Below are 14,602 nucleotides of genomic sequence, written 5' to 3' on the forward strand. Positions count from 1 at the left end.
GGCGGCGCCACCCGCCGCCCGTGGCCGGTGGCCTCCAGGAAGACGCCCGCTGACCCGCACGTGGCCGGCCGCCGCAACGGCGCAACGTGGACCCTCTTCGGGGGTTCACAAGCGTTGACCCTGAGCGGTGGGCAAGATCGCCCGACGAAGGCCCCCAACGCCTCCCACCCACGGCACCGACTGCGCCACCCCACCGCCCACGCGCCGCACGCATTGCGCCGCCCCCACCGCCCCCACCGCGGCACGCATTGCGCCGCTCCCGCCGCCCATCTTCCCGCCGCACGCATTGCGCCGGGTCCCACCGACCGCCTCCTCGCCGCACCGGCGCCAGGGGAGTGCGCGGATCTGGGCGCCACGGTGGGCCGGGGCGGCACGTCGGGCACTCGCCGCACGCATTGCGCCGGGATCCGCCGACCCCCTTCTCGCCGCACCGGCGCCGGAAGGGCCGCACAGACCTGGGCCGCACGCTGGGTGGGAGGCGCGCTGGGCGGGGCCGGAAGCCGGGGCCGGATGTCGGGTGGGGGAAGCGCGCTGGGGTTGGGCGCGTCGCTTCGCGTTTCGCTGGCCGTCCTTTTGCCGCCGCGCCGTGGGACCGGGCACGAGCCCGTCGCTCGCAGCGCTGGGTCCCGCGGGCCGTCGCCTCGGAGTGCTGGCTCCACCCGGGTCGTTGCCCGCAGCATCGGGACCGTCGGTCGTCGGTTGCCGTGGGGTTCGTCGGGGTGGTGAGTGCGGTGGGAGGGAAGGGGCCCGTCACCCGCCCGCAGGGGGACCGGGCGGGTGACGGGCAGGGGACAGTAGACGGTCAGTAAAGGGGTGACTACCTTGCGTAATGGATGGTGCCCCAAGTGGTCGGCAGACAAACCCAATGGTCACGGGTTCGTCAGGGACGTGATCCTCACGTCAAGGGCAGGGGGCGGCCCATGATGGCGTAGTCCTCGTAGCCGCCCGGGAAGATGAACCTCGTGAGCAGGTCCGTGAAGCCCATGCTGGCGTAGAGGTGGCGGGCGGCCGTGGGCTGGTCGTGGGTGGACAGGACGGCCGAGCGCTCGGGGCGGCCCGCGCAGAGGGTACGGATCATGGCGCGGCCGATGCCCTTGCTCTGGAAGTCCGGGTGGACGTGGATCTCGGCCAGCTCCAGCGCGTAGCCGAGCCAGGCGGTGGCGGCCTCCTGGCCGATCCGGTCCGTCAGGGCGCGGAAGACCACGTCGTGCCACCACTGCCCGGGGGTGCCGCGGAAGCCGTAGGCGAAGCCGACGGTGAGGGGGGTGGAAAGGGACGGATCGCGCAATTCTGCGAAATAACACTGAAAATGGGGATAAGTCGCGTGATTTCGCATGATGGTTTTGCGGCCGTTGATCTGGTCCGCGGGCGGGTTCATGGCAGCCGCGTAGACGTCGATCACCGTGTCCAGCCGCTCGACGAACTCGGCCGGCCCCGCCCCGCGAAACTCGATCACCCGTCGCACACTACTCGACGTCCACCGCCGTACCGCCGGTGATCCGCACGAGCTCGTCAAACGTCGTCGGGAACACGGTCAGCGGATGCCCCCCGGCCGCCCACACCACCTCGTGCTTGCTCAGCCAGTTGTCCACCAGGGTCCGCACGGGCGCCGGATGCCCCACCGGGGCCACGCCGCCGATGGGCTGGCCGGTCGCCGCCCTCACGAACTCCGGCGTCGCCCGGCGTACCTTCCCGACCCCCGCGGTGCGGGCGATCAGCTCCACGTCCACGCGGTGCGCCCCGCTGGTCAGCACGAGCAGCGGCGCGCCGTCCGCGTCGAAGATCAGGCTGTTGGCGATGGCCCCGACCTCGCACCCGACCTGGGCCGCGGCGGTCGCCGCCGTGGGCGCCTTCTCGGGCAGGACGATGACCTCACCGTCCGCCCCCAGTTCGCGCAGGGCGGATTGAACGACGACCGCGTTGGACGGCAACTTCTCAGACATGGACACACTCTAAACAGGTTGACCGCTTCATTACCGATTCATGATGAGTGGTATAAGGTCAACTGATCGTTTGCTCATGGTATGCGAGGTGGTACTGGTGGGGGCTCGACGGCTGCCCGGAGTGGCTGCTCTCCTGACGGCAGGCGCCGTCGCACTCTCGGGCTGCGGCACGCATGGATTGCATCGTTCGACGGCGTCCATGAGGACGGCGTCCCCGACCGCCACACATACCTCCGCGGGAGCCCGATCCGGTCCCGCCGCCATCACCTCCGCCACGGTCACCGCGCCGCGCAAGACGCTCAGGCTCGGCGCCAAGGGCAAGTCCGTCCAGTGGCTGCAGAGGCGCCTGGCCCAGCTCGGCTACCGCCCCGGCAGGGCCGACGGCCGGTACGGGGGCGCGACGCTGGCGGCCGTGTGGGCGTTCCAGAAGGTGAACGGCATCAAGCCGACCAGCACCGTCGCCAGGCGCACGTGGGACGCCCTGGAGACCCCCAGGTCGCCGCAGGTCCTGGTCAGGAACGGCAAGCCGACCCGCGCCGAGGTCAACCTCACCAAGCAGATCATGGTCCTGTACGTGGACGGCGAGGTGAAGCTGATCACCCACGTGTCCTCCGGCAGCGGCGTCCCCTACTGCGAGACCGCCGCGTGGCAGGGCAAGCAGCAGCGGTTCTGCGGCTCGGCCACCACGCCGACGGGCGACTACGCGACGACGTGGCGCGCTCGCGGCTGGCACAAGTCGTATCTGGGGCAGCTCTACAACCCGATCTTCTTCAACGGCGGCATCGCCTTCCACGGCGCGCTGTCGGTGCCGCTGTATCCGGCTTCGCACGGATGCGTGCGCATGCCGATGAACGTGGCCGAGGTCCTGCCCGGGATGCTGGGCAAGGGCGTTCCGGTGCACGTCCGGGGCAGGTTCAAGCGGCTCTGAGACGCGCGTTCTGAGCACGCCCGCCGCGTCGCCGGCGGCATAACGCCCGCATAACCAGAAGCGGTGACGGGCCCGTTATGCCGCCTTTGCTGGACTCCCTCCTGACTTTCTTGGGGGGAGAGCATGACGACTGCGTTCATGACGCCGGCGCCCGTTCACACGACGGCGCGGCATACGGGACGGGCCCGCCTGTGGTGGCTGCTGGCGGCCGGGTGGGTCGCCCACGTCGCGTTACGGCTGTGGCTGTACCGGTATCACACGGGACCGGTGGCGAACCCGGACGAGACCGGATATCTCCTCGCCGCCCGCTGGCTGGCCGGCGGACCGGGCGCCGACCTCACCGGCTCGACCTTCTACCAGGGCGGCTATCCGCTGCTGCTGGTCCCGGCCTTCTGGCTGACTTCCGACCCCGTCCTGGCGTACCGGCTGGTGGCCGGGGTGGGGTCGATGGCGGCGGCGAGCGCGTACCCGCTGGCGTACCTGCTGCTGCGGCGGCTGGGCCTGGGCGGGCGGGCGGCGCTGATCACGGCGTTCGTCGCGGCGCTGTCGCCGGCGCTGGTGGTGTTCTCCGGGCTGGCGCTGACCGACGCGATCCTGCCCGTGCTCGTCCTGGCCTGGCTGCTCGCGCTGCACGACCTGGTCGCGTACGGGTCGGCGCGGGCCGGGGCGGTGGCGGGCGCGCTGGCGGCGTTCGCGATGGCGGCCCATCTGCGGGGGACCGTGGTCCTGGCGGTCTGCGTGCTGGTCGTCGTGGTGGTGTGGGTCCGCAGAGGGGTGGTGGTGCCGGGCCGCGGCAGGGCGGTGGGTCCGGCGGATGCGGCGGGGCCGGCGAGGGCGGTGGGTCCGGCGGTCGCGGCGCTGGTGAGCGCGGCCGTGGTCGCGGTGGCGGGCAAGGCGCTCAACGGGGCGCTGGGCGCCGCGCTGTATCCGGGCGGGCCCCGCGACCTGTCGGGGCTGCTGGTGTCCAGGCTCATGAGCCTCGAAGGCCAGGCGTGGGCGCTGTCGGGGGCGGTCGGGCAGCTCTGGTACCTCGTCGCCGGCACCTGGGGACTCGCGGGCGTCGGGCTGGCGGGCGCGGCGGCCACATTGGTACGGCGGTCCGCGCCGTACGCGCACCGCGTCCTGGCGGGCACGCTGCTGCTGACGACCCTGGGCATCGCGTACGCCTCCTCGGCCGCCCTCCCGGACGAGCACCGCGTCGGCAACTACGTCTACGGGCGCTACCTGGCCTGCGTCGCCGTGGCCTGGACGCTCGCCGGCCTGATCGTCCTGATCAAGGGTGGGCGCCTGGCCGTGGTGCGGCACGCGCTGGCCGCCGCCGGGCTGATGGCGGTGACCGGCGGGGTGGCCGCCTGGTACGCGGGGGACCGGCTGGAGCGGTACGCGTTCATCGCGTTCGACTTCCCCGAAGTGATCTTTCTCACGGGTGAGAACGACGCGCTGAACCTGGTCGAGGCCTCCATGCCCGCCCTGATCCTGCTGGCCTGCCTGACCGGGGCGGCCTTCCTGACCGCGCGCCGGGCCAGGCTGCTGCTGGTGGTGGGCGTGCTGGCGCTGATCGACATCGCGTTCACGGCCGGGCAGGCGCCCGCCCGACCGTCGGGCGGCGTGGACTGGCTGCCCGCGCCGCCTCCCGGACGAGTGGCGGTGGACCGGCGGGTGCGGTGGAACATCTGGGTGCCGCTGTCGTACCGGGTGTCGTGGACCCGGATCGAGCTCTACCACGGCCGGCCCCCGGCGGGCGCGTGCACGGCCGTGGTCCCGTACGGGACGGCTCCGCCGGCGGGCTGGGCCGCCACGGGACGCGGCGGCGCCCAGATGGGCTGGACGACCTGGTCGAACGACGGCTGCCGCTGAGCCCTCAGGCCCGGGCGCCCGCGGCCCGCCTGACCTCAGGCCCGGGCGCCCGCGGCCCGCCTGACCTCAGGTCCGGGCGCTCGCGGCCCGCCTGCCCTCCGCGGCGGCCATCGCCACCCCCGCGGCCTGTGCCAGCCCGGCCGCCACCAGGACGAGTACGGTGGCCGACTGCCACCCGGGAAGGCCGCCGGCGAAGTCTGGGGTGTCGTAGAGCCCCGCCAGCGCCCTGGCGGGATTGACCAGCGCGACGAGGACCGCGAGGGCGTACGGGACGATCAGGACGCCCGACAGCACGAGCAGGGGCGTGCGACCCCGGCCGCCCCGCCGCAGCAGCACGCCGATGACGGTGTACACCACTCCCAGGACCCCCACGATCACGGCGGTGGCCAGGACCAGCCGCCAGGCGTCCCTGCCCAGCCCCGTCATCCCGTCGGCGGCGAGCCGGCCGCCCGCCCACTCCGGGCCCGCGATCTGCGCCTTGACGGCCGCCTCGATGGCCACGTGGTTGACCCCCGCGTACGCCGCCGCCAGGACCGGCCCCAGCGCCGGCAGGACGAAATCGATCAGCCGCCTCTTGCCCGCCATCCGCCCCCCTCTCCGCTCCGGACAGCTTCTCAGACAGCGGGCATCCGGAGCTATCCGAGGGAGCGCAGGCCGGCGAGCGTGATCTCGGCCGCCCGGCGCGCCGTGCTCGACATCTGCTCCGCGGACAGGTCGTGGCCGAGGTCGGCGACGATCGCCAGCTTCACCGCCCCGAACATCGCGCCCACCGCGGCGGCCGCCTCCACCGGGTCCAGCTCGGGGTAGGCCTCCCGCAGCGCCCGGGCCAGCGTGGTCTGGCTCTCGAGCAGCATCACCAGCGCCCGCGCCCGCAGCGTGGGCTCCTTGAGCACGAGCCGGATCCGCAGCTCCGCGTCCTCGAACGTGAGCTCCTCGTACGTGGTCAGCCAGGTCAGGCTCTCCTCCACGATCCGCAGGAGGACGTCGCCCGGCGACTCGCCGGGAGCCCTGTCGGCCATCGCCGCGGCGGCCAGCTCCATCTTGCGGGCGGAGTCGTAGAAGACCACGTCCTCCTTGCTCGCGAAGTAGCTGAAGAACGTGCGCGTCGACACGTCGGCCTCCGCGGCGATCTCCGCCAGTGTGGTCTCGTCGAAGCCCTTCTCGTCGAACAACCGGAGCGCGGCCTCGACCAGTGCCCGGCGCGTGCGCTGCTTCTTGCGCTCCCGCAGTCCCACGCCGCCGTTATCCACCATGACGGAACTATACTGCATGCATATATGATTTTCATGCATTGAAATTTTGCAATGAATGAGGTTTTCTGGAGGTGAAGCTCGGAAAGGAGCCGAAACATGTCCGATGTGACGTTTCCCACCGACCGGCAGCGCCCGTTCGATCCGCCCGACGAAGCCACTGAGCTGCGAGAACGGGCGAACATGCACCGTATGACCTTCGCCGACGGCCACCGGGGCTGGCTGGTGACCGGCTACTCCGCCGCCCGCGCGGTGCTCGCGCATCCGCGCTTCAGCAACCGCTCAGAGCTCGCGCACCCGCCGATCGAGGGTTCTCTGCTCCGGATGAGGATGCAGAAGGACGCGAAGACGCCGCCCGGGTTCTTCCTGCGCATGGACGAGCCCGAGCACGCGCGCTTCCGCAGGCTGCTGACCGGCCAGTTCACCGTGCGCAGGATGAAGATGCTCGAACCCAGGGTCGAGGAGATCGCCAACGCCTGCCTGGACGACATGGCCGCCGCCGGCGGGCCCGTGGACCTCGTCGAGAAGTTCGCGCTGCCGATCCCGTCGCTGGTGATCTGCGAGCTGCTCGGGGTGCCGTACGAGGACCGCGGGCAGTTCCAGGAGGACACCAAGCTCCTGGTCAACCTGGAGTCCAAGGCCGAGGACGCGATGGCCGCGCTCGGCCGGATCACGGCGTTCATGTACGGACTCGTCCAGCGCAAGCGCAAGGAGCCGGCCGACGACCTGATCAGCGGGCTCATCGAGGGCGGGGAGCTGAACGACGAGGAGCTCGCCGGGGTGTCCCTGCTGCTGCTGGTGGCCGGGCACGAGACGACCGCCAACATGCTGGGGCTCGGCACGTACGCCCTGCTCACGAACCCCGCGCAGCTCGCCGCCATGCGCGACGACCCGTCGGTGGTGGAGAACGGGGTCGAGGAGCTGCTGCGCTACCTCACGATCATCCACCTCGGCCCGATGCGCACCGCGCTGGAGGACGTCGAGATCGAGGGCAACCTCATCAAGGCGGGCGAGTGCGTGGCGCTCCACCTGCCCACTGTCAACCGCGACTCGTCCCGCTTCCCCGACGGTGACCGGCTCGACGTCGCCAGGCCCGCGGGCGGGCACCTGACCTTCGGCCACGGCATCCACCAGTGCCTGGGGCAGCAGCTCGCCCGCATCGAGATGCGCATCGGGTACCCTGCGCTGCTGCGCCGCTTCCCAGGTCTACGCTTGGCCGTAACACCCGAGGAGGTGCCGATGCGCTCGGACATGAGCATCTATGGAGTGCACCGCCTCCCAGTCACTTGGTAGGTCACCATGGAAATCAAGGCAGATACGACGGTGTGCATCGGGGCGGGCATGTGCGCGCTGACGGTGCCGGAAGTGTTCGACCAGAGTGAGGACGAGGGCACGGTGGTGCTCCTGCAGAAGGTGCCTCCCGCGGAGCTGGAGGACGGCGTCCGTCGCGCCGTGACCCTCTGCCCGTCGGGCGCCATCTCGGTCGTCTGACGACCGTCCTTTCGTCCTCCTGAACCACCCGGCCGTCGCCGCAAGCTCTCCGCGGCGACGGCTTTTTCGCGCCTTCGGACTCATACTCGTCGAACCTGTGTTCGTGGAATCGGTTGACACCGAGGGTGATCGAAATTATGTTCGACGTAGTGACGGTGGGGCTCGCGGCTCAACGTCACCAGGACCTGGTCGCGGGCCGTTCGCTTCCCCAAGCGTTCCCCCGCGGCCAGGCTCCATGGGCGAAGGGCACGTCCTCGTCGTCGGCGGAGACGAGTGGGCGTGCCCTGGCCGGACGGGGAGTGGGGAAGCTCCACGTCCGGCCAGCCCGGTGGAAATGTCGGTGGGGTCTGCGATTGTTGGCACCGCCGGCGGAGACGCCGGCGGCCGCCCACGACTCCAAGGAGGCGCGCAAGATGGCACCACGGCCTAGAGAAACGCCCGGGCCCCGGCTGTCGCCTGCGGTTCGGGCACACTTGACCGATTCTCGTTCCTGCCTGGCGGAGGCGACCGGCGCTCGCACTCCGGCATCCCGATACGTGGCCGCCCACCTGGCAGCTCTTCGGGCGGCGGCGGCGATACTGGCCGCCCGTCCCCGTCCCATGGAAGGCCGCAGGCGCCGCCTGCGGAGCGCCTGGGAGTTGCTGCCCGAGGCCGAGCCGCGCCTGGCCGAGTGGGCCGCCTACTTCTCGGTGAGCGCCGCCAAGCGCGCCGCCGCCGAGGCGGGCATGGTCAGCCGGGTCAGCGCGGCCGACGCCGACGAGCTCCTGGCCGAGGCGGAGACGTTCGTCTCCACGGTGGAGGACCTGCTCGGCATGCCGGCCCAGCCCCAACTGCCCGTCAACGTCCCGCTGGCAGGCTGACCCTCCGACGTCCCTTCACCGGGCTGATCTCACCTTCATGGTCCGGGTGGACGTTCCCCGTCGCCGGGCTGACCGCGGCCTGGATGCGCCGGGCTGATCCCAGTCCTTGGCACACCGGGCTGACCCCAGCGCCGGGCTGATCCCAGCGCCGGGCTGATCCCAGCGCCGGGCTGACCGCGGCGTCCGGGGCGCGCCGGGTTCCGAGGTCGCTGCACCGCGCTCGAACGCGGCTTTCGCGCGACCGGTCGCCGACGATACGGCCCCGGTGGATCCCGGTGGATCCCGGTGGATGTCCCCTTGGCGGCCCACCGGCTCTTGCCGCGCCGTAACGCGGCCGACCGCCGACGAGCTTCCGGCCGAGCCGCAGACGCGCGCCTGCGCGGCGTGCCCGCCCGACCCAGCCCCGGCGGGCGTCCCTTGACGGCTGACCTCGGCCCGTCCTGCCCCGGTGGGTGCCCCAGCAGGCGGACCTCAGCTCGGTGGGTGGTCCCTCCGCGAGTGGACCTCAGCCCGGCGGGTGGTCTGCCGCGAGTGGACCTCAGTTCGCCCCGCCCTGGCGGTCGTGCCGGAGCGGGGCTTCCGTGCGGCTGAGCGCCGATGTGACGGCCCTATGGCCGGGACGTACGTCGGCGCACACCACCGATCCCGCTCGCTCGGTGGTGCTCCAACGTGGACCCCCACACGCCAGTAAGCGCTTTCCGGGACGGCCGCCCTGTGCGGGGACGGAATGTGTCCACGGTGGCGCGAAACCAGGCTCCATGCCGCTCGGAAAGCGCGGCGGGCCAGGGAAGGGCGCTCGATGCCGGGTGGCTCGCCGGCCGCGTGGCGGTGGCGAGCCCTCAGGCGCGCGAGGCGGCCTCAGAGCGGGGTGAGACGGCCTCGGAGGGAGGGGGCGACCTCAGGGGAGAGGGACGGCCTCAGAACGACTCGACGGCGCGGCGGGCCTCGGCGTCGAGAACGCCCCAGCTGATCAGCTCCTCGGTCAGCTCGCTGGGCGACTTGTCGTAGATCACGGCAAGCGAGCGCAGGTCCTCCTGGCGGATCGACAGCACCTTGCCGTTGTAGTCACCGCGCTGGCTCTGGATGGTGGCGGCGTAGCGGGCGAGTGCCCCCGCCTTCTCCTTCGGCAGCGTGGCCAGGCGCTCCAGGTCGATCACAAGCTTGGGTGTCGGTCCGAGCGGGCTGGGCGCGGCTCCGCCCGGCAGCAGCTCGGATACGGGCACCCCGTAGAAGTCGGCAAGCTCGGCAAGCTTCTGTACGGTCACCGCACGGTCGCCACGCTCGTACGAGCCCACGACCACGGCTTTCCACCTGCCACGCGACTTTTCCTCGACTCCATGCAGGGACAGGCCCTGCTGGGTGCGTATGGCGCGGAGTCGTGCACCCAGCGACTTTGCGTACTCAGACGGCATTGTGTGGCCCCCGGTCTTGTATGTATCGCTCTCAGTAGATTGTGCTCCCTTGCGGCGTATGCCCTAGCCACCGGGGGGTCTGGTGCCAAGCCCGGCACCATCGGTAGCCATGGCCCCAGGTTTACCCCAGAACGCCGCGAGGTGTGGTTACGCACAGTGACGGTAAAGGGGCGGACGCCTGAGGTCAAGCTGATTGGAAAAAAGATGCCGAATCCGATCCGGTAGGGATCGCCGCAATCGCCCCTCATGTCCCAGTGGTAACGCTACTTCGTCAGAGTTTGACGAGAAATTTCCCCGCCCTAGGTCTGCCGCGTGAGAATCATGACAGGGCAGGTCGCGGCCCGTACGATCTTGATCGAGGTGTCTCCGAGGAAGACCCGCCTGAGTGGCCCGGTGGCGCTGGAAGCGCATATGATCATCTCGCCGGGGAGCCACGAGGTCGCACCGAGTGCCTGCGCGACGTTGCGGCCCTCCAGCACCTCCACCTCCACGCGTGGCCGTCCGTGGGCCGCCGCCCGCAGGTTGGAGGCCGCCTCGTCGCGCAGGCGGACGAGCATCTCCTCCTCGATCCTGGCGCGCCTGCCGTTGCTGATCACCAGCGTGACCAGCCGCATGGGCACGTCCAGCGACGCGGCCACCGCCGCCGCGTCCTTGACCGCCGCGTCGCAGCCGGGGCTGCGCCGGTAGGCGACGGTGAGGCGTTCGAAGGCGGCGGGGGGCTTGTCGCCGTAGCCGCGCGGGGCGAGCAGCACGGGAACGGAGGACGAGTGCAGGAGCTGGTCGGCGGTGCTGCCGACGGTGATGCGGCCCTTGCCGCCGCCGGAGGCCGAGCCGATCACCACGACATCGGCGCCGCGCCTGCGCGCCAGCTCCACCAGCCCGCGCCCGCTGCCCTTGTGGGTGTGGACCACGTAGTCGGCGTCGTCGCCGGCCAGCTCGCGCGCCTGCCAGAGGGTCGCGTCGGCCTGCTCCATCAGGTACGCGCGCCACGCGCTCTCCTCGGCCCTGGCCGGTCCGGGCGCGGACCACGCGGGCGGCTGCACGTAGGCCACCGTCAGATGCCCGTGCACCTGTTCCTTGACCAGCGCGCCCAGCGCCAGCCCGTCCCTGCCCCTGGGCTCCGGGATGCAGCCGGCCAGCACGTTCTTGAGCTTCATTCAGCTCACCTCGGCATTCAGCCGCGAATGGCCGTAGCCGTACAGGAAGTAGCAGATCAGCCCCACCAGCATCCACAGCCCGAACGCCACCCAGGTGGCCCCGGCCAGGCCCGCCATCACGATGAGGCAGAAGACGGCGCCGAGCACCGGCGTGGCGGGGAACAGCGGCGTGCGGAAGGTACGCGGCAGCTCGGGGCTGCGGTAGCGCAGGACGAGCACGCCGACGTTCACGATGGCGAAGGCGAACAGGGTGCCGATGCTGGTCGCCTCGGCGAGCTGGCCGAGCGGCACCAGGCCGGCCAGCACGGAGATGAACGCGGCGACGATGAGGGTGTTCGCGACGGGGACCTGGTGGCGCATGTCGACCCGCTGGAAGACGCGCGGGATCAGCCCGTCGCGGGACATGGCGAACAGGATGCGGGTCTGGCCGAAGATGACGGTGAGCACGACGCTGGCGATGGCGATGACCGCCCCGAAGGAGACGATGAGGCCCGGCCAGGTGGCGCCGACGGCCAGGTCGGCGATGTAGGACAGGCTCGCCTCGGTGTGCTTGGCGTCGAACTGCGTCCACGGCATCGCGCCGATGGCGGCCATCGCGACGAGCACGTAGATGGCCGTCACGATGACCAGTGACAGGAGGATCGCCAGGGGCAGGTCGCGCTTGGGGTTCTTGGCCTCCTCGCCCGCGGTGGAGGCGGCGTCGAAGCCGATGTAGGAGAAGAACACCTGCGAGGCCGCCGCGGTGATGCCGGCCACCCCCAGGGGTGCGAAGGGCGTGAAGTTCTTGGCCTGGAAGGCGGTGAACGCCACCACGCAGAAGAAGAGCAGCACCACGACCTTGATCATCACGAAGATCGCGTTCGCCGTGGCGCTCTCCGAGGCCCCGTACAGCAGCAGCCACGTGGCGAGCAGGACGATGACGATCGCGGTGACGTTGATCACGCCGCCGTCCTGGCCGGGGGAGCGGGTGATCGCCGCGGGCAGCGTGAAGCCGAACAGGGAGCGCAGGAACGAGTTGAGGTATTCGCCCCAGCCCACGGCCACCGCCGCCACGGACACGGCGTACTCCAGCATGAGGCACCAGCCGCAGATCCACGCCACGAGCTCGCCCAGCGTCGCGTACGCGTAGGAATAGGACGAGCCGGACACCGGGATCGTCCCGGCCAGCTCGGCGTACGACAGCGCCGAGAACAGCGCCGTGATCGCCGCCAGCACGAACGACACCACCACCGCCGGCCCCGCCTTGGGCACCGCCTGCCCCAGGATGACGAAGATGCCGGTGCCGAGCGTGGCGCCCACGCTGAACAGCGTCAGCTGCCAGAGCGACATGGTGCGCCGCAGCTCGCCCCCCTCGCCGTGACCGCCCTCCGCGATGATGCGCTCCGTGGGCTTGGTGCGGAAGAGCCGTTGGGCCAGTGTCACGGGACACCCCCTACAGCGTGCTCGTCAGCGGCCACCTGCCGTTGGGTGTCACGATCGTTCCCGCTGCGCCGTCGAGTATGCGCTCGGCCTCGTCGAGTTTTCCGATCGCGGCCATGTCGCCGGTCGTCTCCACGAACCGGCACACCGCCTCCACCTTCGGCCCCATCGACCCCGCGGGGAACTCCAGGGCGCGCAGCTCGTGCGGCGTGGTGTGGGCGATCTCCGTCTGGTGCGGCGTGCCGAAGCCCCGCATGACGCGCGGCACGTCGGTGAGGATGAGGAACGCGTCGCACTCCAGGGCCTCGGCCAGCATCGAGGCGGTGAGGTCCTTGTCGATGACCGCCTCCACGCCGGTGAGCCGGCCGCGCTCGTCGCGGACGACCGGGATGCCTCCCCCGCCCGCGCACACCACGATGACGCCCTCGCGGATCATCTGGTGGATCAGCCGGGTCTCGACGATGCGGCGCGGGGTCGGCGACGGCACGACGCGCCGCCAGCGGTCGCCGTCCCGCCGGACCGTCCAGCCGTACTCGGCGGCCAGCTTCTCGGCCTCCTCGCGCTCGTAGACCTGGCCGACGAACTTGGTCGGGTGCTCGAACGCGGGGTCGACGGCCGTCACCAGCGTCTGCGTGACCATGGCCAGGACCTGCCGGCCGGGCAGGGCGTTCTGCAGGGCCTGCTGCATCCAGTAGCCGATCATGCCCTGCGTCTGCGCGCCGAGCGTGTCGAACGGGTACGGCCTGGTCAGGTTGGGGTCCGCGGCGCTCTCCAGGGCCAGCAGGCCGACCTGCGGGCCGTTCCCGTGGGTGATGACCAGCTCGTGCCGGTCGGCGAGCCGGGCGAGCGTCTTGACGGCCGCGCGGACGTTGGCCCGCTGGACGTCCGCGTCCGGCGCCTGGCCGCGCCTGAGCACCGCGTTGCCGCCCAGAGCGACGATGACCCGCATCCGGCCCCTCCTCAGACTCCGTCGCGTTCGAGCGGGCAGCTCATGCAGCGCGGGCCGCCGCGTCCCCGGCCGAGCTCGCTGCCCCTGATCGTGATGACCTCGATGCCGTTGTCGCGCAGGTAGGCGTTGGTGGTGGTGTTGCGCTCGTAGGCGACGACCACGCCGGGCTCCAGCGCCAGCCCGTTGCAGCCGTCGTCCCACTGCTCCCGTTCGGCCGCGTGGAGGTCCTGCGTGGGCGTCAGGACCGTGATGGCGGGCAGGTCGATGGCGTGGGCGATGGCCCGGTGCATGTCCTGCGGCGGGTGGTCGGTGACCTTGAGCTCCTTGCGCGTCTCGCCGGGCTCGATGGTGTACGCGGGCAGCATCCCGAGACCCGCGTACTGGGTGAACACGCCCACGTCCAGCATCGTCATCACGGTGTCGAGGTGCATGAACGCCCGCGCCTTCGGCATGTCGAGCGCCACGATCCTCCGCGCGGAGCCGGCCGCGAACAGCCGCTGCGCCAGCATCTCCACCGCCTGCGGCTGGGTGCGCTCGCTCATGCCGATCAGCACCGCGCCCCTGCCGAGGACCAGCACGTCGCCGCCCTCGATGGTCGCCGGCGCGACCGGCTGGCCCGGCATCCAGCAGTGGAAGCCGCCCTGCCCGGGCCGGTTGAAGCCGTCGGCGAACGTCGGGTGGTACATGTAGACGGCCTCCATGTTGACCGTCTCGCGCATGCGGGCCTTCTTCTTCATCGCGTTGATCGACACGCCGTCGTAGATCCAGCAGGACGTGTCGCGGGTGAAGAGGTGGTTGGGCAGCGGCGGCAGGATGAAGTCGTCGTCGCGCATGGTGTGGAAGGTCACGGAGCCGGGGCCGCAGCCCTTCTCGAGCAGCTCGCCCTTGGTGATGCCGCCGGTCAGGTAGACCTGCAGCGTCGCGGAGTCCATGCCGTCGAGGATGTTGCGGACGTCGTCGGTGGCGCCGGGGCCGAGCCAGCGCTCGTCGATGACGGCGTCGAGGATGTGCTTGCGCGCCTCGGGGATGTCGACGGTCTCCCTGAGCAGGTCGGCCAGCAGGTGGACCGTGATGCCGCGGCCGGTCAGCACCCGCTGGAACTCCTCGTGCTCCTCCATCGCGCGCTGGACCCACAGCACGTCGTCGAAGAGGAACGCGTCCTTGTTGGACGGGGTCAGCCGTCTGAGCGCCCGGTCCGGCCCGTGAACGAGCACCTGGCGCAGGCGTCCGACCTCGGAATCGACGTGAAAGGCCATCTTCGCAGCATCCCCTCCTGGCGGCTTCCCCGGGCAGTATCAGCGTCTCCCCGAGGAAGCCGGTACGCCATCCGTACCCC

At 71.2% G+C, this 14,602-nt stretch carries 14 protein-coding genes; 5 read left to right on the plus strand and 9 right to left on the minus strand.

Annotated features, from left to right (window positions below; genetic code table 11):
- Nucleotides 1-895: 895 nt before the first annotated feature.
- The gene (locus AB0J87_RS08880; RefSeq protein WP_363963607.1) at nt 896-1,456 is read right to left on the minus strand and encodes a GNAT family N-acetyltransferase; all 561 of its coding nucleotides are present in this window, start codon (nt 1,454-1,456) and stop codon (nt 896-898) included.
- A gap of 10 nt (nt 1,457-1,466) precedes the next feature.
- Nucleotides 1,467-1,943 carry a YbaK/EbsC family protein gene (locus AB0J87_RS08885; protein ID WP_350729065.1) on the minus strand — a complete coding sequence of 159 codons (477 nt, stop codon included), beginning with the start codon at nt 1,941-1,943 and terminating at the stop codon, nt 1,467-1,469.
- Nucleotides 1,944-2,142: 199 nt separating this feature from the next.
- Here AB0J87_RS08885 and AB0J87_RS08890 point away from each other — a divergent pair, with 199 nt between their 5' ends.
- On the plus strand, nt 2,143-2,871 hold the full coding sequence (locus AB0J87_RS08890; protein WP_363963609.1) for a L,D-transpeptidase family protein: 729 nt from the start codon (nt 2,143-2,145) through the stop codon (nt 2,869-2,871).
- Nucleotides 2,872-2,994: 123 nt separating this feature from the next.
- Nucleotides 2,995-4,728 carry a hypothetical protein gene (locus AB0J87_RS08895; protein ID WP_363963611.1) on the plus strand — a complete coding sequence of 578 codons (1,734 nt, stop codon included), beginning with the start codon at nt 2,995-2,997 and terminating at the stop codon, nt 4,726-4,728.
- 66 nt (nt 4,729-4,794) lie between these two features.
- On the opposite strand, the gene AB0J87_RS08900 is transcribed toward AB0J87_RS08895, so the two are convergent.
- Together AB0J87_RS08900 and AB0J87_RS08905 are read right to left on the minus strand one after the other, a co-directional pair.
- Entirely contained in the window at nt 4,795-5,313 is a 519-nt protein-coding gene (locus AB0J87_RS08900) for a hypothetical protein (protein ID WP_363963613.1), read from the minus strand.
- A 50-nt stretch (nt 5,314-5,363) separates the two neighbouring features.
- Nucleotides 5,364-5,981, minus strand: coding sequence for a TetR family transcriptional regulator (locus tag AB0J87_RS08905; protein ID WP_363963615.1), 618 nt, complete (start codon nt 5,979-5,981; stop codon nt 5,364-5,366).
- Nucleotides 5,982-6,077: 96 nt separating this feature from the next.
- On the opposite strand from AB0J87_RS08905, the gene AB0J87_RS08910 reads away from it, so the two are divergent.
- The 3 genes from AB0J87_RS08910 to AB0J87_RS08920 all read left to right on the plus strand — a co-directional run bounded on the left by AB0J87_RS08910 (nt 6,078) and on the right by AB0J87_RS08920 (nt 8,329).
- On the plus strand, nt 6,078-7,271 hold the full coding sequence (locus tag AB0J87_RS08910; RefSeq protein ID WP_350729073.1) for a cytochrome P450: 1,194 nt from the start codon (nt 6,078-6,080) through the stop codon (nt 7,269-7,271).
- A gap of 6 nt (nt 7,272-7,277) precedes the next feature.
- Entirely contained in the window at nt 7,278-7,469 is a 192-nt protein-coding gene (locus AB0J87_RS08915) for a ferredoxin (protein ID WP_185072964.1), read from the plus strand.
- A gap of 473 nt (nt 7,470-7,942) precedes the next feature.
- The gene (locus tag AB0J87_RS08920; protein ID WP_350729075.1) at nt 7,943-8,329 is read left to right on the plus strand and encodes an SAV_6107 family HEPN domain-containing protein; all 387 of its coding nucleotides are present in this window, start codon (nt 7,943-7,945) and stop codon (nt 8,327-8,329) included.
- A gap of 917 nt (nt 8,330-9,246) precedes the next feature.
- On the opposite strand, the gene AB0J87_RS08925 is transcribed toward AB0J87_RS08920, so the two are convergent.
- The 5 genes from AB0J87_RS08925 to AB0J87_RS08945 form a co-directional block, all read right to left on the minus strand.
- Nucleotides 9,247-9,741, minus strand: a complete 495-nt coding sequence (locus AB0J87_RS08925; protein WP_026214021.1) for a transcriptional regulator — start codon at nt 9,739-9,741, stop codon at nt 9,247-9,249.
- Between the two features lie 299 nt (nt 9,742-10,040).
- On the minus strand, nt 10,041-10,898 hold the full coding sequence (locus AB0J87_RS08930; RefSeq protein ID WP_363963618.1) for a universal stress protein: 858 nt from the start codon (nt 10,896-10,898) through the stop codon (nt 10,041-10,043).
- Nucleotides 10,899-12,320 carry an amino acid permease gene (locus AB0J87_RS08935; protein ID WP_363963620.1) on the minus strand — a complete coding sequence of 474 codons (1,422 nt, stop codon included), beginning with the start codon at nt 12,318-12,320 and terminating at the stop codon, nt 10,899-10,901.
- A 10-nt stretch (nt 12,321-12,330) separates the two neighbouring features.
- The gene (arcC, locus tag AB0J87_RS08940) at nt 12,331-13,266 is read right to left on the minus strand and encodes a carbamate kinase (protein ID WP_363963622.1); all 936 of its coding nucleotides are present in this window, start codon (nt 13,264-13,266) and stop codon (nt 12,331-12,333) included.
- Nucleotides 13,267-13,277: 11 nt separating this feature from the next.
- The gene (locus tag AB0J87_RS08945; protein ID WP_363963624.1) at nt 13,278-14,522 is read right to left on the minus strand and encodes an arginine deiminase; all 1,245 of its coding nucleotides are present in this window, start codon (nt 14,520-14,522) and stop codon (nt 13,278-13,280) included.
- Nucleotides 14,523-14,602: the final 80 nt, after the last annotated feature.

This window comes from Nonomuraea sp. NPDC049625 (assembly GCF_040675285.1).
Taxonomy (GTDB): domain Bacteria; phylum Actinomycetota; class Actinomycetes; order Streptosporangiales; family Streptosporangiaceae; genus Nonomuraea; species Nonomuraea angiospora_A.